General features: G+C 57.7%; 18 protein-coding genes. 4 read left to right on the top strand and 14 right to left on the bottom strand.

What is annotated here, in order from left to right; translation table 11 throughout:
- Positions 1-4: 4 nt before the first annotated feature.
- Positions 5-1,060 carry an NAD(P)-dependent alcohol dehydrogenase gene (locus tag G485_RS0105290; protein ID WP_051318044.1) on the bottom strand — a complete coding sequence of 352 codons (1,056 nt, stop codon included), beginning with the start codon at positions 1,058-1,060 and terminating at the stop codon, positions 5-7.
- Positions 1,061-1,447: 387 nt separating this feature from the next.
- On the opposite strand from G485_RS0105290, the gene G485_RS0105285 reads away from it, so the two are divergent.
- From G485_RS0105285 to G485_RS0105275, 3 genes are all read left to right on the top strand, one after another.
- A complete protein-coding gene (locus G485_RS0105285) occupies positions 1,448-1,993 on the top strand; it encodes a hypothetical protein (protein ID WP_156922136.1) in 546 nt (181 codons plus the stop codon).
- 110 nt (positions 1,994-2,103) lie between these two features.
- The gene (locus tag G485_RS0105280) at positions 2,104-3,897 is read left to right on the top strand and encodes a sensor histidine kinase (protein WP_027091695.1); all 1,794 of its coding nucleotides are present in this window, start codon (positions 2,104-2,106) and stop codon (positions 3,895-3,897) included.
- 20 nt (positions 3,898-3,917) lie between these two features.
- Positions 3,918-5,477, top strand: a complete 1,560-nt coding sequence (locus G485_RS0105275; RefSeq protein WP_027091694.1) for a response regulator — start codon at positions 3,918-3,920, stop codon at positions 5,475-5,477.
- A gap of 42 nt (positions 5,478-5,519) precedes the next feature.
- On the opposite strand, the gene G485_RS0105270 is transcribed toward G485_RS0105275, so the two are convergent.
- The 5 genes from G485_RS0105270 to G485_RS0105250 form a co-directional block, all read right to left on the bottom strand.
- A complete protein-coding gene (locus G485_RS0105270; protein WP_027091693.1) occupies positions 5,520-6,350 on the bottom strand; it encodes a carbohydrate ABC transporter permease in 831 nt (276 codons plus the stop codon).
- Entirely contained in the window at positions 6,347-7,228 is an 882-nt protein-coding gene (locus G485_RS0105265; RefSeq protein ID WP_027091692.1) for a carbohydrate ABC transporter permease, read from the bottom strand. Before G485_RS0105265 ends, G485_RS0105270 begins: the two co-directional genes overlap by 4 nt.
- 76 nt (positions 7,229-7,304) lie before the next feature.
- The gene (locus G485_RS0105260) at positions 7,305-8,636 is read right to left on the bottom strand and encodes an ABC transporter substrate-binding protein (protein WP_051318040.1); all 1,332 of its coding nucleotides are present in this window, start codon (positions 8,634-8,636) and stop codon (positions 7,305-7,307) included.
- Positions 8,637-8,983: 347 nt separating this feature from the next.
- On the bottom strand, positions 8,984-9,541 hold the full coding sequence (locus G485_RS0105255; protein WP_027091690.1) for an NUDIX domain-containing protein: 558 nt from the start codon (positions 9,539-9,541) through the stop codon (positions 8,984-8,986).
- A 93-nt stretch (positions 9,542-9,634) separates the two neighbouring features.
- Positions 9,635-10,435 (bottom strand): phytanoyl-CoA dioxygenase family protein, encoded by an 801-nt coding sequence (locus G485_RS0105250; RefSeq protein WP_027091689.1) that lies wholly within the window; start codon positions 10,433-10,435, stop codon positions 9,635-9,637.
- A gap of 163 nt (positions 10,436-10,598) precedes the next feature.
- Here G485_RS0105250 and G485_RS0105245 point away from each other — a divergent pair, with 163 nt between their 5' ends.
- Positions 10,599-11,417, top strand: coding sequence for a helix-turn-helix domain-containing protein (locus G485_RS0105245; protein ID WP_027091688.1), 819 nt, complete (start codon positions 10,599-10,601; stop codon positions 11,415-11,417).
- 65 nt (positions 11,418-11,482) lie between these two features.
- Here the strand turns inward: G485_RS0105245 and G485_RS0105240 are convergent, their stop codons facing one another.
- The 8 genes from G485_RS0105240 to G485_RS0105205 all read right to left on the bottom strand — a co-directional run bounded on the left by G485_RS0105240 (position 11,483) and on the right by G485_RS0105205 (position 19,923).
- A complete protein-coding gene (locus tag G485_RS0105240) occupies positions 11,483-12,598 on the bottom strand; it encodes an NADH:flavin oxidoreductase (RefSeq protein WP_027091687.1) in 1,116 nt (371 codons plus the stop codon).
- 377 nt (positions 12,599-12,975) lie between these two features.
- Positions 12,976-13,293, bottom strand: a complete 318-nt coding sequence (locus tag G485_RS0105235) for an ArsR/SmtB family transcription factor (RefSeq protein ID WP_035154861.1) — start codon at positions 13,291-13,293, stop codon at positions 12,976-12,978.
- A 114-nt stretch (positions 13,294-13,407) separates the two neighbouring features.
- The gene (locus G485_RS0105230; RefSeq protein ID WP_027091685.1) at positions 13,408-13,986 is read right to left on the bottom strand and encodes a 5' nucleotidase, NT5C type; all 579 of its coding nucleotides are present in this window, start codon (positions 13,984-13,986) and stop codon (positions 13,408-13,410) included.
- A gap of 85 nt (positions 13,987-14,071) precedes the next feature.
- Positions 14,072-14,899: a carbohydrate ABC transporter permease gene (locus G485_RS0105225; RefSeq protein WP_027091684.1), complete on the bottom strand. Its 828-nt coding sequence runs from the start codon at positions 14,897-14,899 to the stop codon at positions 14,072-14,074.
- Positions 14,900-14,974: 75 nt separating this feature from the next.
- Positions 14,975-15,859: a carbohydrate ABC transporter permease gene (locus G485_RS0105220; RefSeq protein WP_027091683.1), complete on the bottom strand. Its 885-nt coding sequence runs from the start codon at positions 15,857-15,859 to the stop codon at positions 14,975-14,977.
- Between the two features lie 85 nt (positions 15,860-15,944).
- Entirely contained in the window at positions 15,945-17,270 is a 1,326-nt protein-coding gene (locus G485_RS0105215) for an ABC transporter substrate-binding protein (protein WP_027091682.1), read from the bottom strand.
- A gap of 111 nt (positions 17,271-17,381) precedes the next feature.
- Positions 17,382-18,137, bottom strand: coding sequence for a response regulator transcription factor (locus G485_RS0105210; RefSeq protein ID WP_027091681.1), 756 nt, complete (start codon positions 18,135-18,137; stop codon positions 17,382-17,384).
- A complete protein-coding gene (locus G485_RS0105205; protein ID WP_027091680.1) occupies positions 18,115-19,923 on the bottom strand; it encodes a sensor histidine kinase in 1,809 nt (602 codons plus the stop codon). Before G485_RS0105205 ends, G485_RS0105210 begins: the two co-directional genes overlap by 23 nt.
- Between the last annotated feature and the right edge of the window lie 177 nt (positions 19,924-20,100).

Here is a 20,100-nt window from a genome sequence, read left to right as displayed (position 1 = left end):
GAAGTTAGGCGTTCGGGTAGACCATGACCTTCAGACTGCCGCTCTTGTTGTTCAGCGCCCTCTCCATGGCATCCTGCGTCCGTTCCAAGGGATAGCTGTCCGTGCATAACGGCTTGACGTCGGCGATGCCCGAAGCGAGAAATTCGATTCCGCTCGGATACGTGTTCGCGTACCGGAAGACGCCGTAAATATCGACTTCCCGGTCGGTAATGACATGGACATTAAGCGGAATCTCCGATTGCATCGGCAGGCCGACGACGGCCAGCTTGCCCCCGCGGCGCACGGACAGCAGCGCCGACTGCAGCGCCTTCGGATTGCCCGCCGTCTCCCAAGCCGCATCCACGCCGACGCCTCCGGTCCATCGCCGGATCGCTTCGACGGCATCCTGCTCGCGAACGTTGATCGAGTGGGTTGCGCCCAACTCCATTGCCGCCTTAAGGCGAAGAGGCTCCAGGTCGGAGACAAAGATTCGGCTGGCGCCGTACGCCTTCGCTGCGACGACGGCCATCAGCCCGACGGGCCCCATGCCCATAATGGCCACGGTCGAGCCCGGCTTCAGCCCCGTCCGGTTCGCGGCGTGGATACCGACGGAGAAAGGCTCGATGAGCGATGCTTCCTCATACGATAAGCGGTCGGGAATCGGGAACAGGAAATCTTCCCTCGCGATCACATATTGGGCGAAGGCTCCGTCCACGGGAGGCGTCGCGAAAAAGGCGACGTCCGGGCACAGATTGTACCTGCCCGATTTGCACGCGGGACAACGCCCGCACGTCGTTTGCGGCTCGACGGCCACCCGGTCGCCGACCCGAATCTTGGTAACGGAGCCGCCCACGGCGACAACTTCTCCGGCGCACTCGTGGCCGAGAATCATCGGCTTCTCCACGATGGCGTTGCCAATTCTTCCATGCTCGTAATAGTGAACGTCCGAGCCGCACACTCCCACCGCCATGACCTTGACCAGAGCCTCGCCGTCTCGCGGCGCGGGCACCGGCCGCTCTTCGAGGACTATTTTGCGGGGTTCCGTCATGACGGCCGCCTTCATGGTGACGGGAATACTCATCGGAATCACCTTCCATTTGTTCATCATATCCATTTCTTCGCGCCAATTCGCCGGAGTTCCGTCCAGACCGGCGCGCGAATTCGTCCGCTCGAAGTGACCTTCCGCCTTGCAGCCCGCCTTACGATACATCCCCCTTATTTTCACTGTAAGGATGATTCCATCTAATCTTAACCTCGGAAAGAGTATATTTCCTTTAGCAATTTGAGTGCACTTTTTTTAGACTCCTTGCCAAACTTTGCGGAACTCTATCTTGTCGCGGAGAGAGCGGAATTCTATTCCCTCCGGGTCAACGGCCAGCCTGCCGATTGGATTCCCGGCCAATCTTGGCCGGATCATCATAACGGCGCAGCGGATATTCGGCCGTTCCTTCGGCCCGGCGGGAATACGGTGACGTTGACGGCGGATCGCTTCGATGTTCTTCTCGAGGTCGAGCCGGTCTACCTCAGAGGCTCGTTCTCCGTTCGCGCGTCCGGCGGAACGTGGCTCGTGGAACCGCCTTTTCCCATAGTCGTCGGTTCCTGGACCGGCCAAGGCTATCCGTTCTATCCGGGAGCGTTCCGGTACTCGTATTCCGTCGCCGTGCCGGAGCAAGCGGCATCCGTTCATGCCGTGCTCCCGACCGCCTTCGAGGCGACCGGCTGCGCGATCTACGTGGACGGCCGGAGAGTCGGCCTCATCGGCGTCGATGACGGGGGCAGAGCCGATCTGTCGCCTTACCTGAAGGCCGGAACCCATGATGTCGCGATCCGCGTATGCGGCGGGCTCAAGAACCTGCTCGGCCCTCACCACGATCCCGACCGAAGCCGCCGGACCGCATGGCCGAACATGTGGCGGAAGGCTCCAAAGTTCGGCAGGCCGGCCGCGGAGAGCTACGACCTGATCGCTTACGGATTGGGCGATCACGTCCGCTTTGAAGCCGTTCTCAACTCATAATTCGGAAACGGAAAAGAAGAAGAGCGTCCGGACGACGCTCTTCTTTGTACATTTTATCGGCGTTCTATAGTATACTTTTTTTCGAGAGAGCGCTTACAGGAGGACTGCCGATGATTTACCGCAGCATTCGGGCGAAGCTGATTCTCGTCTTCATCGCCATTTCGGTCATCCCGATCTCGATCGTGACGATCGCCTCTTATAACAGCTATACGAAGCTCGTCGGCAAGCAGGTCTCGCTCGTCTCTTCCAATAACATTGACAATACCGTCGAACGGATCGATCATATTTTCCAGAATATCGACCGCATCACGCTGACCTTCCAGCAATTCTCGACCCAGCCCGGCGCCACGACGGTCGCCCAAGAGCTGAACAAGCTGAACAACAAGCCGAACATCAGCCAGTACGATCTATTCGTCGCCCGAACGAACATGCTCTTCTTCTTCAACAATCTGGTTCTGAGCAACAGTTACCTGAACGGCATCTATATCTTCCTGCCCGACGGCAACTCAATCAGCTACGGGATCGGCACCGACCTCGTCATCGATTATAAGCCTTTCCAGGACGAATGGTACCGGAGAACGCTGGAGAAGAACGGCGGCCTGTATATCAGCGACGCGGACACGAAGGAATTCATCATCAACGCCAAGCCGTCCATCACCTTCTCGCGGGCTCTTTACGACGCCGACACCCACAAGCTGCTCGGCGTGCTGATGCTCGACTGCGGACTGGACATCTTCAAGGGCATCGACAAAGACATCGTTCCGGATGTTACGAATATGTATCTGGTCAACGGCAAAGGAACGATCTTGTACGACAATTCACAGAACCGGATCGGCCAGAGATTGCCCGATTCCCTGAATGCCTTGATCTCGAACCGAACGGAAGGTTCGGTTCAAGAGACGAGGGACGGGATTTTGACGGTGATTCAATCGTTTCCGGATAACGATTGGAAGGTGGTCGCTTCGGTTTCCCTGTACAAGCTGTACAAGCAATACGGCGTGTCCAGGCAGCTTATTCTCTATATCTCCCTGACTTGCGCCATTATCTTCATCCTGCTCTCGGTTATTCTGTCCGGTCTGATCATGAAGCCGATCATCGAGCTGAGCCGGACGATGCGCAAGAACAAATTCCTGAATCTCGTCACGACGAAGAAGCATCTGAAACGGACCGACGAGATCGGCATTCTCTATAACGAATACAACAATATGATTCGCGACATCAACGATTACGTCAAAGAGATCTATCAGAACAAGCTGATCACGCTGGATTCCCAGATGAAAGCGCTGGAGGCCCAGATCAATTCGCACTTTCTGTACAACACGCTGGAGTCCATTAACAGTATAGCCGAGATCGAGGAGGTCGAGAGCATCGCCGTCATGACAAAAGCGCTGGGCGATATGTTCCGGTACAGCATCAAAACGGACAGCGAGCTCGTCGCGATCGACGAAGAATTGAAGCATGTGAACAATTATCTATCCATCCAGAAGATCCGCTACGAGAACAAGATCGACTTCCGCCTCCATATCCAAGACGGAATCGGCCAGATGAGAATTTTGAAGCTGATCTTGCAGCCGATTATCGAGAACGCGCTGTATCACGGGCTGGAGAACACGAAGAACAAAGGCACCGTCGCGTTAACCGCCTATACGGACGGCGAGCTCATCCGGTTCGAGATTGCGGACGACGGCGTCGGGATGAGTCCGGATCAGCTCGGCGAGCTCCGCAGACTGCTCCAGGATCCTCCCAACTTCAGCGAGCTCGGCCGCCGGGACAAACGGAGCATCGGACTCAAGAACGTCCATTCCCGCATCTCCCTTTATTACGGTCCGGAATACGGCTTGACGCTGGAGAGCGAGAAGGACAAGGGGACCAAGGTGATCGTCACCGTCCCGCAAATCGGATAGAGAGCGAGGCGCAACCGACAATGTACAAATTCATCATCGTGGACGACGAAGCGCTGATTAGAAGAGGAATGCTCAAGAAAATCCGCTCCTCCGATATCGGACGGGAGCTGGAATTCGCGGGAGAAGCCGATAACGGCGAGGACGGGCTCGCGCTCATCCGCAGCGCGAATCCGGATATCGTCCTGACCGACATGAGAATGCCGGAGATGGACGGCCGTTCGTTCCTGCAAGCGCTTCAGCAGGACTATCCGGACAAGAAAGTGATCGTCGTAAGCGGCTATTCGGATTTTGAGTATATGAAGGAAGCCATCTCCGCCAAGGCCGTCGGCTACTTGCTCAAGCCGTTCAGCCGGGAGGAGATCCAGGAGACTTTAAGTAAAGCCGTCCGGCTCATCGAAGCCGAGAGATCCGCGATGCAGAAAATGGAGATCAGCGAGCACGAGAAGGAAGAGATCAGCTACGGCGCCGATCTTCAAACGATGTGCGGCCTCATTCTCGGCAATCATCGCAAGGATAAGGCGCCCGTCTTCCGCTCGAACAAGATGCGAGCGCTCGCAGGCAACAAATGCTGCGTGCTGTTGACCTTGTACGCTTCGGACAAACTGGAAGCAGGACCGGAATTCCTTGACGACGGCCTTTACGTTCCGCACTCGCAGAACGATCGCATGGGATTTATCCTCCTGACGTCGTCCGGGAAGGAGGTCGAGCTGGAAGCATCGGCCCGGCGAACGGCAGAGCGAATTGTCGAATCGATGCCGCTCCATACCATCGTCGGCGTAAGCCGGGTCAAATCGTCTTGGAGCCAGTTGGAGGAGGCGTTCGGGGAGACGGTGGCGGCTCTGAACGGAAGGCCGGCCGGGGAAGTCGGCGCGCCGGTCGCGGTATATCAAGAGGCAAATATCCCCTCTTCGGATGAAGCGAGCTGGGATAAGATGGACGAGCTTCTCTTCTTCCTTGAATCCGGCAATGCCCGCCGAGTCGCCGAATGGACGGACAAGCTGTTCGCCTACTTCCGAAGCGTCCCCAGCCTGTCGCTGGCGGCGGTTAAAGATACGTGCCGGATTCTCATTCACGAAGTACGGAACGTTCTCCACCGGTATTTGTCCATTAACGGAAACCAGACATCCGCCAGCTTCGAGACCTTACTGGCGGCCTCGTTCGACCTGGAGTCGATCCGGGAGTACCTGATTCGGGTATTGCCCGACATCGCCGACATGTTGAACGAGCGGAGCGTCTATTCATCCGAACATGTCGTCGACAATATCAAAACATACGTCGAACAGAATCCCGACAAAGTGTTGACGTTGGAGAAGATCTCCTCCCTCTTCTTCCTCAACCCGAGCTATTGCAGCTTTCTGTTCAAGGAGAAGACCGGCATCAACTTCATCGACTATGTCAATCAAGTCCGCATCGGCAAGGCGAAGCTTCTCCTGCAGACGACCGACGACAAAGTGTATAAAATCGCAAAAGCGCTCGGATACGACAACACCAAATATTTTTTCCGCGTCTTCAAAAAGGTTGCGGGGCTCACCCCGGAGGAATACCGGCAGCAAGCAAGCCAAAAGGACAAACAAGCCTGAGAATCCAGGGCCTGTTTGTCCTTTTTTCGCACGGGAGTCGAATCAGCCTTTGACGGAGCCGACGGTCAAGCCGCCGATGAAAAACTTCTGCAGGAACGCGAAGATCGCGAGAAGCGGCAGCGCGCAAAGGAAGCATGCCGCGAACAGCACATTCCATGCGGTCGGGTTCGTCTGGTCGCCAAGGAATCCTAGCATCGCGAGCGGCAACGGAGACTCGGCCGTTTTCGTAATGAAGATCATATTAAAGAAATAGTCGTTCCAGATCCAGACGCCTTGCGTGATGACGACGGATACCGTCACCGGAAGAAGCAGCGGGAACACAATTTGCCAAAACCGGCGAAGCAGGCCGGCGCCGTCGATCAACGCGGATTCCTCGACCTCCAGCGGCACGCTGCTTTTGATAAATCCGGTGTACAGGAACGAGGAGAACGGAATGCTGCACGTGATGAACATCAGAATCGGAGTATACTGCGAACCCGATATATGGAGACCTTGCATCGTTTGCACGATCGGGATAATCACCATCTGGCTGGGGACGACCAAGCCGGACAAGAAGAAGAGATAAAGGAACTTGCTCAAACGATTGTTCAAGCGGGCGATCGGATAGGCCGCCATGGAAGTGAACAGCACCACGACGACCACGGAAATCACCGTCAACAGCAGGCTGTTCAGAAGCGCTTGCGGAAAATGCATTCTCGTAAACGCGGCCCGGTAGCTCTCCATCGTAAACTCGTTGAACAGCCGGAGCGGATTCGCCATGTTCTTGATCGAGCGGAACGAGCTCGACAAGGCGATGATGAGCGGCAGCAGGTTGACGAGCAGGAGAATCGAGATCCCGACATGGATCATGGTCTTCTTGGCGGCAGGATTCATGCGGAGACCTCCCTTTTGTTAAGCTGGAGAACGAAGATCGTCGTAATCAGGATGATAACGGCGAAGGAGACGACGGCCAACGCGGAGGCCAAGCCGAACTGCTGCTCCTTGAACGCCATCCGGAAAATATCGACCAAGAGCGTGCTGGTGGCGCGCCCGGGTCCGCCGTTCGTCATGATGAACGGATAGTCGAACGCCTTCAAGCCGTTTATGACGCTCAGCGTAACGTTGATCGTGATGGACGTGGCGAGCAGAGGAATGCGGATAAATCTCGTTATCTGCCAGGAGTTGGCGCCGTCGATCTTTCCCGCTTCCACCAGATCCTGCGGGACGGTCTGCAAGCCCGCCAGGAAGATGACGGTGCTCGTGCCGATATGCTTCCAGATCTCCACCGCCGTGATGGAATAAAGGGCGGAGTTGTAGCTGCCGAGAAGATTCAAGTTCGAGCCGTCAAGGCCAAACCAGCTTATAACTGTCGCGATTAAGCCGCTCTCGGGCATGTAGACGTAACTCCAAATAAATCCGACCACGATGGCGCTGAACAAGGTCGGAATATAGGCTGCTGTACGATAAAGGCCGGTGGCCCGGATTTTCATATTCAGGACAAATGCCAAGCATAACGCGATTACATTGCTGAAAACGACGAAGATGACGGTATAAATCAACGTGTTGGACAACGATTTGCCCGCGATGCCTTCTTGGAATAACTGAGAAAAATTGTCGAAGCCTATATAGTGGAATTCTTGCACGTATCCGTTGTAATCCGTAACGCTGTATTGGAATAGCTTCAAGATCGGATAAATCCAAAAGATTAAATACATAACCAGGGCGGGAACGACGAACCAATACATCGTTTTTTTCAAGACCGCTGAGTTCATGGTGGTTATTCCTTTCCCGTTCGAATTGGAAGGGGACCTATAAGGTCCCCCTGGACAGGCGATGCTCGGGCTCGAATTATGGATTCCAAAGCTGATCGAATTTGTCCTGCATCGCTTTCGTTACGTCCTCCGGAGTCGTGCGCTGTCCTCCAATGATCTCTCCGAATTTGACCTGAAGGATGTCGGCCACGCCGTTCGGCCACATTTGGTTCGCGAAGTAGATGGAGTTGCCGCTATTCTTGTACAGCTCGTAAGAGTCCTTATATAGATCGTTGGTAAGCGGCACGCCGTTAAAGGCGCTGATCGACGGATTCAGCTTCACCCATTCCTTGAACAGGTCGGATTGGTCGTCGAACCAATAATTCAGCACTTCCTTGACGGCATCCAGGTTCTTGGTCTTGGCGTTGACCCCCCACCCGGCAGCCGTCGCGACGGCTTGCCATACCGGCTTGCCTTTCTCGTTGCCTGGCAGCGGGAAGAAGCCGCGTTCGAAGTCGACCGCTCCTTTGGCCGTCAGCGTCGGGTAATCCCACGTGCCGTCGAACGTCATGGCCGCCTTGCCGTCGATAAACATCTGCGTCGCTTGCGGTCCGCCTAGACCGAGCGTGTTTTTGGCGATATAGCCTTTCTCGTACAGTTCCTTATACATCTCGAACGCTTGAACCCACTTCGAATCCGTGAACTTCCGTTCGCCCGCTTGAAGCTTGACGTCGAAATCCTTGTCTTCCGCATAGACGGTGTTCGCCGCCAGCTGGTACGCGCCGAACTGAATCCACCACGGGTCTTTGTCCCCCATAACGATCGGAGTCGTGCCCGCGTCCTTCAGCTTTTGGCAAGCGGCAAGGAAATCTTCCCAATTTTGCGGGACTTCGGTTATGCCGGCCTTTTGGAACAGATCTTTATTATAGTAAGTACCGAGCATGTCGATGCCCTTCGCGATGCCGTACACCTTGCCGTCATAAGACATATCTTCTCTCGCGCCGTCGCTGATCTTGCTCATGAAGGGCAAATCCGACAAGTCCGCCAGATAGCCGGCCTTCGCCAGATCGATCACGCTCGCGCCGCCGCCCATTCTCGGCCAAATCCGGAAGAAATCGGGTCCTTCGCCCGCAGCCAGCTTCGTCTTGATCGACGTGTTGTACTGATCGTCGGGAAGCTTCTGCACTTCCAGGGTGATGTTCGGGAACTTCTCGTGGACCATCTTCGGCAGCACGTCGAGCTCGAAGTCTTGGCCGTCGGCGGCTTTATTCCCGGACACGAGCATCGTCAACGTTATTTTCTTATCCTTGGAGTCGCCTCCCGCTCCGGCGTTGCCGCCGGCGGCATCGTTCGAACCCGAGTTCCCGCATGCGCTCAAGAGGGCAAGACAAGTGGCAAGCACTGTCGCGCCGGTTACAAACGTTTTCATTTTTCTCAATGAAATCAACCCCCTGCAAAGATGTCTTGACTTCTTCCTTCCGCTAGGACCCTATCGATACGCTGTGCACAGTCTTATCATAACCTTGCCCCGAGTGCATTAACTTTAGCACTTAAAGTATACTATCTTTAGAATCACTCCAAAGGGACGAACCCGTGCCTCGGGAAAGAAGAAGCGGGACAACAGCAAGCCTTCATGACAGCAACCGCACACAACCCAAAGAAGATCGCCCCCCACCTGGCCCAAAGAGCCAAGTAGAGGGCGATTGTGTTTAAACGGACGCCGAATGCTCACGAAAATCCATATGAGTCCATATTTAATAGTTCCGAACGTCCCTTTTACCTGCGGAACAAGCCGTAGCCGGGAAGCGGAACGAGCGGTTCGGCGTCGACCGTCAAGCCTTCCGACCGTCCGCGGAACGCGACGTCGACGAGCCAGCGCGTGAACGGCGCCACGTTCATCGTCTCCATCTCTTCCGGGCTGTAGAAGCCGGCGGCGTCCACTTCCACCCCGTCCGGGACGGGCTCGCCCGCGACGTAGTCCATGGAGAACGCCACGTACAAATTGTGCACGGCGCGCGGCTGATCCCGCACCGCCGCCACGCTCGCGACGACCGCTTCGACTCCCGTCTCCTCCAGCACTTCCCGGCATACGGTCTCGTCGATCCGCTCCAGCTGCTCGGCGTAGCCGCCCGGATTCGTCCAATAGCCCCTGCCCGGCTCCTGCGCCCGCCGCACGAGCAGCACTTTGCCGTCTCTCATCACCAGGGCGCCGACGCCGATGCTGTAATCGCCCCAATGCACGAAGCTGCACGAGGGACACGCCCTTCTCGGCGTGCCGCCAATATCGCGCGTCTCCAGCTCGCGTCCGCACGCCAAACAAAATTTCGCTTCCATGATCGGCAGATCACCTCGAGGTCCAAGCTGCGTTATCATCCGATTATACTGCGGAAGATCGCCTCTGCCTAGACTTCGGGAAGGCGGCTTGCCTCAGTGGGGATAGAGAGCCTCGAACTCCATGCCGCAAGGGCCCCCGTCCTCGTTCGCTTCCAGATCGACCGCCGTGCCGTCCGCGCGGAATAGCGGCCTGTAGAAATGGGAGATGCGCGCCGCCGATTCGTTGGCGTAATGGCAGATGAACGCCCGCCGGAAGCGGTCCTTCGTCTTGTTGCGGTAGGAGCCGTGAATGAGGTTCCCGTTAAAAAAGAGCACGTCCCCCCGCTCCATGACGACCGGCACCGCCTTCTGCTCCTTCGGCGGCTTGACGTAATGGGTCGTGAACGACTCCTTCGCGTCCGCCAATTCCGGACAGACGATGGCGTAATCGTTCGTCTTGGGCACGACGAGCAGGCCGCCGTTCTCCTCGTCCGCCGCGTCAATCGCCGTCCAGGCCGCGATACAGTTGCCCGGTTCGACCTTCAGGTAGAAGTTGTCCTGGTGAAGCGCCTGCCCGCGCGCTCCCGGCGGCTTGTAATAGAACATGCTCTGGGCGGCCAGCGCTTCTTCGCCGTACAGATCGGCAAGCACGTCCATGACCGGCGGATGAAGCATATATTTCTTGGACGTCTCGTCGAACCGGTGCGGGTGCATCACCCGCGGATAACGTCTCAGCGGATCGGCGGCTCCTTCGCTCAGGTCGGGCTCGAAATGGCCGGGGACGATCCGGTTCGCGATGTCCGCGAACGTCCGGTCGATCTCCGCCAGCTCCTCTTCCGCGAACAGGCCGCGGACGACCAGATAGCCTTCGGTATCGAATTTTCTCTTCTGCTCTTCGGTCAATTGTCGAAGCATGAGGGTTCCTCCTCGTCAGGGATATGCTCTAAGCTTAGCTCCATCCTCTTCCGAGAAGAATTCTCCATGCTGCCGAAAAGTCACACGATCCTGCTATCCTCTAGCCGGCTGCCGCCGATTCCGATATGCTGTTGTTAGCGAAAAGAAGAAGGGGGAGGCGCGCGTGAGGAACTTCGATCGTCCGTCGGCATACGGATACGACAGCGGGGGGACGCTCATCGCCGGCCATTTCCGCGAGCCGGATACGTATTCCGCCCATCGGCCCGCCGGCATGAACGATTGGCTTATCGCCTATACGCTCGGCGGCGAAGGCTACTTCAGCGTTCCCGGGCTGCAGACGCAGACGTGCCGCGCGGGGGACGTCGCGCTGCTGGGGCCGGGGACGCCGCACCGCTACGGGACGTCGCCCGGATGCACCTGGCACTTCGTGTGGGCGCATTTCTCCGCGCCGATGATCGAAGCGAACTTGCTTCCCGGCGAGCCGCTGCATATTCGGCCGGCCGGGAACGAATACGTGCGGCGAAGAATCGGCCGCGCGTTCCGGCGGCTGCTGTCGGATACGCGCGAGCGGGGCGACTACTGGCAGGAGCTGGGCGTCACGGCGCTGCGCGAAATTCTGATGCTGCTCGCCCGGAGCGAGCGGCGCAAGCTGGACGCCCGCGTCGAGGAGACGCTGCACCGGTTGTCGCTCCATATGCGCGAGCCGGTCCGGATCGGGGCGCTGGCCCGCTCCGTCGGGCTGTCGCCGTCGAGGCTGTCCCATCTGTTCAAGGAGAACACGGGCCAGTCCATCGTCGATGCGCTGAACCGGATGCGCATCCGCCAGGCCGCGCTGCTGCTCGAGCATACGGACCGCACCGCGTCGGAAGTCAGCTACGACGTCGGCTATTCGAATTACAACCACTTTCTCGCGCAATTTCGGAGACTGCACGGCATGAGCCCGAGCGAATACCGAAAGCGGGCGCGCTCGAACGGAAGCTAGAGCTATAAAAAAATCCCCGGAGGATGCCGCCTTGCCGGCTCGACTTCTCCGGGGATCCAATTGTCTCAGCTCAGACTCTTTGTCGCTTCCGGCGAGAAAGGAACGAGCTCGTCGGTGCGTCCGTCGCGCACTTTGGCCGCCCAGGCCGGATCGGCGAGAAGCGCGCGGCCGACCGCGACAAGGTCGAACTCTTGCCGCTCAAGCCGCTCCAGCAGTCCCTCCAGCCCGTTGACGTTCGCTCCTTTGCCTTCCGAGAACAACTGCGTGAACTCGGTGTCCAGGCCTACTGACCCTACCGTGATCGTCGGCTTCCCGGTCAGCTTCTTCGTCCACCCCGCGAAGTTGAGGTCCGAGCCTTCGAACTCCGGTTCCCAGAAGCGGCGGGTCGAGCAGTGGAAAATGTCGACGCCCGCGAGCGCCAGCGGCTCCAGAAACTTCTCGAGCTGCTCCGGCGTCGAGGCCAGCTTGGCTTTGTAATCGAGCGGCTTCCACTGGGACAAGCGCAGCACGATCGGAAAATCAGGGCCGACGGCGCGGCGGCAAGCTTCGATCACTTCGACCGCGAACCGCGTCCTCTCCACCAAGCCGCCGCCGTAGCGGTCCGTCCGCTTGTTCGTCTCTTCCCAGAAAAACTGGTCGATCAGATACCCGTGTGCGCCGTGAATTTCCACGCCGTCGAAGCCAAGCCGCTTCGCCTCGCCGGCGGCTCTGCCGTAGGCTTCGACCAGGTAGGCGATCTCTTGCTCGGAGAGCGGCTCGCCCGTCTTCACGTTCGGAGCGGAATAGCCGGAAGGACCGACCGGCTTCGTGTCCGATTCCGGGAACGTGGCCGGATTGCGCGACATGCCGACGTGCCAAATTTGCGGAATGATGCGTCCGCCCGCTTCATGCACTTCCTTGACGACCTGGGCCCAACCCTCCAAGGCACGCTCCCCGTAGAAATGAGGAACGTCCCGGTCGGCCGCGGCCGCGGGATGGTCGATGACGGTTCCTTCCGTGACGATCAGCCCGACGCCGTTCTCGGCGCGCCGGCGGTAGTAAGCGGCCACGTCCGGACCGGGCACGCCTCCCGGCGAGAAGCAGCGGGTCATCGGCGCCATGACGATGCGGTTGGACAACTCCAGCTTGCCGCCGGAGAAAGGTTGGAACAGCAGTTGAACGTTCGGAGACGTTGTTGGCATATGAAATCCCTCCTGGAGAAAAACTCGGAATAGTTTACCCATTCTCCATTATATATCTATATTTATAGATATGTAAATGCAACGGAGTGACCGACATGCACGATCGCGCCCGTAAGTTGGCCCGGGGAGATCGTTCTCGGAACCGATCGTAACGGACACACAGGCCGCTATTTGTCGAAAAATCACGTTATCGGCGATCTAACGGACCGTCATTCCGTTATCGCTCGGATTTTCCTCGAATAACGCTCCGCTTCAAGCGAATAAAGGCTTTACGGTCCGTTGCGCTTCCCCAAAACGCTTTCGGCCGCGAAATAAGGGATTCACGGTCCGCAAGCGCCAAAAAAAGCCCGGGATCTCCCGGGCCTCGTCGCTATCCGCTATAAATCCGCCTTCAGGCTGCGGACGAACTCCTCGATCTTGGGCTCGTTGCGGCGGTAATACGTCCATTGGCCGATTCTTCTCGATTCCAGCAAACCCGCCTTCTGCATCATCGCCAAATAGCCGGACACGACCGATTGCGCCAAGCCGCACTTCTCCTGGATGCTGCCTACGCACACTCCGCCTCGGAACTCGCATCCGGCCGGAAAATGCTGCGGCTCGAAGTTTCGTTCCGGATTCTTGAGCCACTGCAAAATGCTGAGGCGGGTTTCGTTCGACAGCACTTTCATAATAGTCAGGTTGCTCTGTTTGTCCATTCCCGACGACTCCGCTTTCCTAAGAAAATGGGGAGCAGCCCGCCCGCCGTTCGATCGGGCGTCCGCTCCTTTCATTATAACATTGCCGCCGGGAATTTCGCGACGGGCGGTGCGCTATCGCTCCCCGGCATGCTCCGCCACGATGCCCGGCAGCTCGCTCCAGGAGACGATGCGCGGAAAGTTGAGATGCCGGTTGTAGGAATTGTCCCTGACATATACCCGCAAAGTCAAGTCCGAGAGCGTATCGAGTACGGCGGGCTTGTCGTCGAAGTAATAGTCCAGACCAAGCTTGCGGATGATATGAACCTTCTCCGTATCGCCCATCCCGCAATAGAAGCGGCCCTCCTCGACCGGGAAGCCGGCTTGAACGATCCAGGCTTTCGTCCGCTCGCAATGCTCGGCCGTCCGCGCGGTAATGTAGTACACTTCGTGCCCCTGGCGCACGAGCTGCTGCAGCGCCTCGACCGCACCCGGAAAAGGCGGGCAGTCCGTATAATAAATTTCGTCCCGGAGGCTGTTCCACATCCGGCCGCCTTCTTCGGCCGACAACCCGAACAGGCTGTGAATGGGCACGCATGTCAGCTCGTGGAACCGCTCCGGCTCGACGGCCCGGTTCAGCTTCTTCTGGTACAAGCGAAAGGCGTGTTCCCTCAAATTAATCAGCGTATCGTCTATGTCGAACCCGAATTTCATGCCTTCTCTCCTTGTCCCGCATATCGAACTGCTTCCATTGTACCAGAACGGGGGGCAAAATGCCGGGTGGAAGGCGTCAACCGATTCAGCCCTTGACGGCGGAGCTGGAGATTCCTTGAATGATATATTTCTGGCCGATCAGAAAAATGGCGATCATGGGCAAAATCGCCGCCGAGGCCGCCGCCATCATCCCGTTGTAATCGACGTTGTTCTCGAGAATGAAATTTTGCAGGCCGAGCGGAATCGTGTACAGCTTCGGACTTGTCAGAAACACGAGCGCATTCTCGTAGTCGTTCCATTGCCAGGAGAAATCGATGATCGCGAACGTGGCGAGCGCGGGTTTGGCGAGCGGCAGGTTGAGCCGGGAGAAAATTTTGAAATGCCCCGCCCCGTCGATGAACGCGGATTCGGTGATCTCCTTCGGAACGCCCATGAAAAATTGCCTGAGCATAAACACGCCGAAAATCGAGAACATCCCCGGAAGAATAAGCGCCCAATGGGTGTTGTAAATGTGCATCCAGTTGAAGAGAATGAACTTCGGCACGAAAATGACCTGCGGCGGAATCATCATCATCGACAGATAGACGAGGAACAGCGCGTCGCGCCCCTTGAATTCGATCCGGGCGAAGCCGTACGCCGCGAGGGAGGACATGAACACGGCGCCGATCGTTCCAATCACCGACACCTTAAGGGAATTCAGGTAATACGAGACGAAGCTGTAGCTTCCCGTCCAGATCCGGACGTGGTTGCTCCAATCGAGCCGGGAAGGCAGCCAGCGGACGAAAACTTCGCTCGGGGTCTGGAAAGACGTGCTGATCATCCACAGGAACGGAAGGATCATGAACACCCCGGCGACCAGCATCGCAATCGTTGCTGGCAGCTTCACCTTCGGATTGCCGGCCGAATCGCTCATCCGGCATCGCTCCTTTCCAATTCGTATGTCCTTCGGCGCTTTCATGCGCGATCCGTGACGTTGCGTTCGAATTGCTTAGTAATGCACCCAGCGCTTCTGGCCGATCCACTGAACGACGGTGACGGCCATGATGACGGCGAACAGAAACCAGGAGATCGTCGAGGCGTAGCCCATCTCGTAATAGCTGAATGCCGTTTTGTAGACGTACAGGGACAATATCGTCGTGCTGCTCCCCGGTCCGCCCTGCGTAATCGCCTGGATCAGCGCGAACGACTTCATCGTCATGATGAGTCCGGTGACGAGCAGCAGGAACGTGGTCGGACTGACGAGCGGCCAGACGATCCGCCACGTGATCGTCCGGGTCCGCGCGCCGTCGATCCGGGCCGCCTCCAGCTGCTCGGGCGATATTTCCTGAAGCGCCGCCAGATAGATGATCATGTTGTAGCCGAGCATGAACCAGATCTGGACGACGTCGATGGCGTACATCGCCGTGTCCGGGTCGGCGAACCAGCCCGGCGGCGAGGCGACGCCGATCCCGCGAAGAATCTCGTTGATCGGGCCGTTCGTCGGCTGGAACAGCAGCATCCAGACGAATGCGACGGCAACGCCGCTGGAGACGTACGGGAGGAAAAACATGCCCCGAAGCAAGCCTTTGAGATAAACGCTGCGATTCAGCACGAGCGCCGTGGCGAACGCCAGCACGAGCGATACGGGGACGGACAGCAGGAAGATGGCCGTATGCCGGATGGCGCCGTAAAACTGCTCGTCATGGAACAGACGCCTGAAGTTGTCCAAGCCGGTGAACGACACGTTCGGGTTGGAAAATTGGTAGTCGGTGAACATAAGACCGAAGGAGAACAAGGCGGGCAGGATGAAGAACAGCAGTATCCCCAGCATGTTCGGCAGGATAAACGCGTAACCCATCCAGCCCTGCTTCCGTATCCAGCTTCGCTTTCTCACGGTATCGCCGCCTTTCGAATGCCCGTTCCGGGCGTAAAAAAGAAGAAGGAAGCGCGCGTTCCTTCTTCTCTCACGCCGCGGAACCTTATTTTTGCTGAAGCAACTTGTTGTGACGATCCGCCATGTTCTTAAGCGTCGTATCGAGATCCTGCTTGTTCAGGAAGTACTTCTCGTACTCTTCCTTCCGGGCGTCGATAACCTGCTGCGGAATGTCGAGCTGGAACGATTCGAACTTGCCGAACACGACATTGTCGAGCGACTCCCGGTCGTACTTGTCTTCGACGCCCTTGAGCAGAAGGTCGATCGCCTTCGCGCTGTCGACGCTCTTGGAGGAAGGAATCCGTCCGCCGCTGGCCATCGGCAGCATGCCGCCGTCCGCGTACCATTTCACGAACTTCCACGCGGCTTCCTGATTCTTCGACTTGGCGTTCACCGACAGCATGTCGCCTACACCGCCGGCGTATTTGTAATTTTGCTGATCCGCGGAGATGCGCGGAATCGTCGCGAAGGCGATCTTGAAGTCGTGCGGGTAGTCCTTCAGGTTGTTGGCGTTGCGGAAGATGAATTCGCCCGCGTTCAGCATGGCGGCTTCGCCCTTGAGGAACATCGTGTCGACCGGCATTTTGCTGGTGAGCTGCTCGCCGTATTCCGGCGTCGATTTATCCTTGTACATCATATCGTGGTTGATTTGCAGCCACTGCTTCCACAGCGGGTTGTCGAAGTTGGACGTGCCGTCGGCTTTCGTCACCCCGAGACCCGCGATCGTGCCGTCGATGGCGGCCGTGAAGCTCGCTTCGTGCTGCAGGAACCCGTAGACGCCCGGTTTCGTCAGCTTGGCGGCGTATTGCTCCAGGTCCGGCCAGGTCCAGTCCAGAGGCGGCACCGGGAGACCGGCTTCGTCGAGCATGTTCTTGTTCAGCCAGATGAACGACATATTCTTCTTGGTCGGAACGCCGTAATACTTGCCGTTGATTTTCCACTGCGCGGCATCCGGCCCCATCTGCCCGTCGATGTCGTAATCCGTCCGGGCGGTCAGATCGGCGGCCACCCCGGCGTCCACCCGCTTCTGCAGCCGGCTTAGCACGTAGCTGAAGTACAGGTCGGCATCCTGTCCGGTCATGAGCGCCGTGTCCAGCTTCAGGTTGCCGGCGTCGTCGTTGACGTACCGGACGTATTCGACCTCGACATCCGGATTCTCCGCGTTCCACGCGTCGACGACCGCTTGCGGGCCCGCTTCGGCGGGAACGGCTCCCCACAATTTCAGCTTCACCTTCTGCGCCGGCTTCCCGGAGGACGCTCCGGCCGTTCCCGGCTGGGCGTCGCCCGTATTCCCGTTGCTTCCGCATCCGGTGAGCAGAACCGCCGACAGCGCGACGGCCAGCGCGGGCGTCCACCATCTTTTCCCTCTCATACGCTTAATCCCCCTTGCACTGATGTCTCGCATTACGATTCCAACTGTACCATCCGGACGGCGAAGAGGGGATGAACGCCTTTTGGCGATTCATAGAACGAATTTTAGCCTTTATTCGGACAGCCTCCTCCGGTATTCGCTGGGTGTCGCTCCGCACCATCTTTTGAAAACCTTGATAAAATAATTGTCGTTCTCGAAGCCTACCTGCCGTCCGATCTCGCTGACCGTCCGGTCCGTCTCCGCCAGCAGCATCTTGGCCGCCTGGATTCGGCGCTTCTGAATGTAATGGGTCAGCGTCGTTCCGGTCTTCTTCTTGAACAGATCGCTGACGTAGCTGGCGTCCATCCGGATCCAATCGGCCAAGCCCTTGAGCGTAATGTCTTCGGCGTAATGCTCTTCGATATGGCGGATCATCCGGTTCAGCTCCGGGTGATCCGTCGGCTCGGCCTTGTCCGGAAACCACTTCTCGACCTTGCGGAGCCGCTCCCGCCGTTCCAACTCGCCCGCCACCTTGTTCATCGTTTGCCGAAGGCCGCCCGCGTCCATGGACAGCTTGAGCATGTAGCTGGACGCTCCATACTCGACGGCTTGACGCGCGTATTCGAATTCGCCCATGCACGTCAGCATGACGAAGCGGCATTCGAACCCTTCCTCCCTCGCCAATCGCAGCAGCGTCACCCCGTCCATGACGGGCATGACGATGTCGGTGATGACGACGTCCGGGCGCAGCTCGCGGATCAGCGCGAGCGCCTCCTGCCCGTCGGCCGCCTCCCCCACGATCTCGAACGGGACCTCCGCTTTGCCCATCAGCTTGCGCAGACTCGCTCTTGCGGGCTGCTCATCCTCAACGATCAGCGTTCGCCACATATCGGATTTCCCCTTTCTCATACGGCTTCGACAGCAGCAGCGGGAAGTGCATGACCGCGGTCGTCCCTTCGGCCGAAGACTCCAGCGCGAGCCCGGTGGGCTGATTTTTGAACAGGAGCTCCAGGCTTTCCCGAACGTTCTGCACGCCGATCCCCTTCCGTTTGCGCGGCCGCTTCGATTGCTTCGCTCGTTCGATGCCGATGCCGTTGTCCGCCACCTCCAGATAAAGCTGGGAGCGGCGCGCCGTTGCCTTGATCGCGATCCGTCCCCGGACTGTGGCCTGCCGGAAGCCGTGAAGAATGGCGTTCTCCACCAGCGGCTGAAGACAAAACTTCGGAACGAGCGCGTAAAGAAGCTCTTCGCTCACTTCGTACGCCAACTCGATGCCGGGGCCGAACCTCGCGTTTTGGATTTCCATGTAGGAATCGATGAGCGTCATCTCGTCTTTCAGCAAAATAAGATCGACTTCCGTATTCAGCGTCGTTTCCAGAATTTTGCCCAGCGACACGCAAATGTCGTAAATGTCGTCCTGGTCCCTCTCGAGCGCGATGCTCTTGACCGTGTTCAACGTGTTCAGCAGAAAATGGGGATTCATCTGCGCCAGCAGCGCCTGGAACCGCACGAATTGCTTCTGCCGCTCCTCCAGCTTGAGCCGTTCCAGCAGCGCATGGATGTCGTCGATGATCGAATTGAAGCTGCGCGTCAGCGCCAGAATCTCGCCTCTTCCTTGTTCGGGCAGCTTCACCTTCAGATTGGCTTTGACGGATGTTTCCATCCTTTTTTGAAAGCGCTTGAGCGGAACCGTAATCGTCGAGGAAATCAGATAGGTGAGCATGACGAACAGCAGCAAAATGACCGCGAACCCCAGCAGGAAACGCTGCTTCTGCCGATCCACTTCCTTGAAAAGAAGGGACAGCGGCACTTTCTTGACCAAGTAGCCGTTCAGCTCCGGGATATGGCTGTACGTATACAGCGCGCGTTCCCGCTGCTGAATCAGCGAAGACGTCGCCGCGGAGCTGTCCGAACTACGGACGATGGCGGCCGATACGGACGGTTCGAACGGCTCCCCCGCGACCGACTGCAAAATCGGCTTCCCGGAGGAATCGAGAAGGAAGTAGGCGCCTTCGCCCTGGCGGTCTTTGGTCGTGCGGTAGAACCATTCCTCGTAGTCGATGCTGAAGCGCCCGTAGGCGAAGGGCCTCAGCGAATCGTCACGCAGAAGCTCGTACAGGCTCAGCATGTTCCGGCTCGTCGTGCGTTCCCTGACGACGTAATTGGTATCCGCCGGGTTCCAGAAATAACGGTCTCCGTCCTTGCGCTGCAAGGCCTTGACCCAGGGCTCGTTTTTCAATTCCTCGTAGTTTAAGGGATTGCGGGGGGAGAAGGAGGTGTAAACGTGCCCGTAAAAATCGATCAAGGTGTAGTAAACGGTCGTCCCCGTAAGGAAGAAGCTGTTCTCGATGCCGGCAAACTTGTTCTCCACGATCGCCTTCCGCTTCAAGGTGTCGTATTGCTCGGGATGCTGCAGCGCCGAGCGCAGCGTCTCGTCCTGCTCCAGCAGCAGCCCCGTCTTCATGACCAGACTCATCGCGTCGACGAAGCTCTTCTGGATCTCTTCCAGCTGCTCCATGTTCTTCGTCGCGGCATTTTCCTGCAGCACCCGTTCCGTCTCTCCGAAATTGTAAACGACGAGCCCGGCGATCGGTGCGAGCACCAGCAGCAGAAACGCCAGCAGAATCCGGTTTTTGAGCGTCTCGGGCGTCAGTCTTCGGATCCACTGCCGCATAAGCCCCCTCCTTCGCGCGATCAAGCGATGGTTTGATTCTAATCTAAAATATAAAACAAAATGCCATAACGCTTTCAATATTAATCGAACGAACTCATTTCGACAGCATTTTTCCGTATCATCAAATCGATCTTGCAGCGCGGTCTGCGACAGCTCCAAGGAAGCCGATGGCCGTCG

The sequence above is a fragment of the Cohnella thermotolerans DSM 17683 genome, assembly GCF_000429825.1.
GTDB lineage: Bacteria > Bacillota > Bacilli > Paenibacillales > Paenibacillaceae > Cohnella > Cohnella thermotolerans.
The sequence above is the reverse complement of the archived record's forward strand: the minus strand, read 5'-3'. Positions and strand labels throughout refer to the sequence as shown.

Bases quoted from the DNA above. Each gene is read 5' to 3' on its own strand.
- G485_RS0105290 (WP_051318044.1), bottom strand. From the start codon at position 1,060: ATGAGTATTCCCGTCACCATGAAGGCGGCCGTCATGACGGAACCCCGC.
- G485_RS0105280 (WP_027091695.1), top strand. From the start codon at position 2,104: ATGATTTACCGCAGCATTCGGGCGAAGCTGATTCTCGTCTTCATCGCC.
- G485_RS0105275 (WP_027091694.1), top strand. From the start codon at position 3,918: ATGTACAAATTCATCATCGTGGACGACGAAGCGCTGATTAGAAGAGGA.
- G485_RS0105270 (WP_027091693.1), bottom strand. From the start codon at position 6,350: ATGAATCCTGCCGCCAAGAAGACCATGATCCATGTCGGGATCTCGATT.
- G485_RS0105265 (WP_027091692.1), bottom strand. From the start codon at position 7,228: ATGAACTCAGCGGTCTTGAAAAAAACGATGTATTGGTTCGTCGTTCCC.
- G485_RS0105260 (WP_051318040.1), bottom strand. From the start codon at position 8,636: ATGAAAACGTTTGTAACCGGCGCGACAGTGCTTGCCACTTGTCTTGCC.
- G485_RS0105255 (WP_027091690.1), bottom strand. From the start codon at position 9,541: ATGGAAGCGAAATTTTGTTTGGCGTGCGGACGCGAGCTGGAGACGCGC.
- G485_RS0105250 (WP_027091689.1), bottom strand. From the start codon at position 10,435: ATGCTTCGACAATTGACCGAAGAGCAGAAGAGAAAATTCGATACCGAA.
- G485_RS0105240 (WP_027091687.1), bottom strand. From the start codon at position 12,598: ATGCCAACAACGTCTCCGAACGTTCAACTGCTGTTCCAACCTTTCTCC.
- G485_RS0105235 (WP_035154861.1), bottom strand. From the start codon at position 13,293: ATGGACAAACAGAGCAACCTGACTATTATGAAAGTGCTGTCGAACGAA.
- G485_RS0105230 (WP_027091685.1), bottom strand. From the start codon at position 13,986: ATGAAATTCGGGTTCGACATAGACGATACGCTGATTAATTTGAGGGAA.
- G485_RS0105225 (WP_027091684.1), bottom strand. From the start codon at position 14,899: ATGAGCGATTCGGCCGGCAATCCGAAGGTGAAGCTGCCAGCAACGATT.
- G485_RS0105215 (WP_027091682.1), bottom strand. From the start codon at position 17,270: ATGAGAGGGAAAAGATGGTGGACGCCCGCGCTGGCCGTCGCGCTGTCG.
- G485_RS0105210 (WP_027091681.1), bottom strand. From the start codon at position 18,137: ATGTGGCGAACGCTGATCGTTGAGGATGAGCAGCCCGCAAGAGCGAGT.
- G485_RS0105205 (WP_027091680.1), bottom strand. From the start codon at position 19,923: ATGCGGCAGTGGATCCGAAGACTGACGCCCGAGACGCTCAAAAACCGG.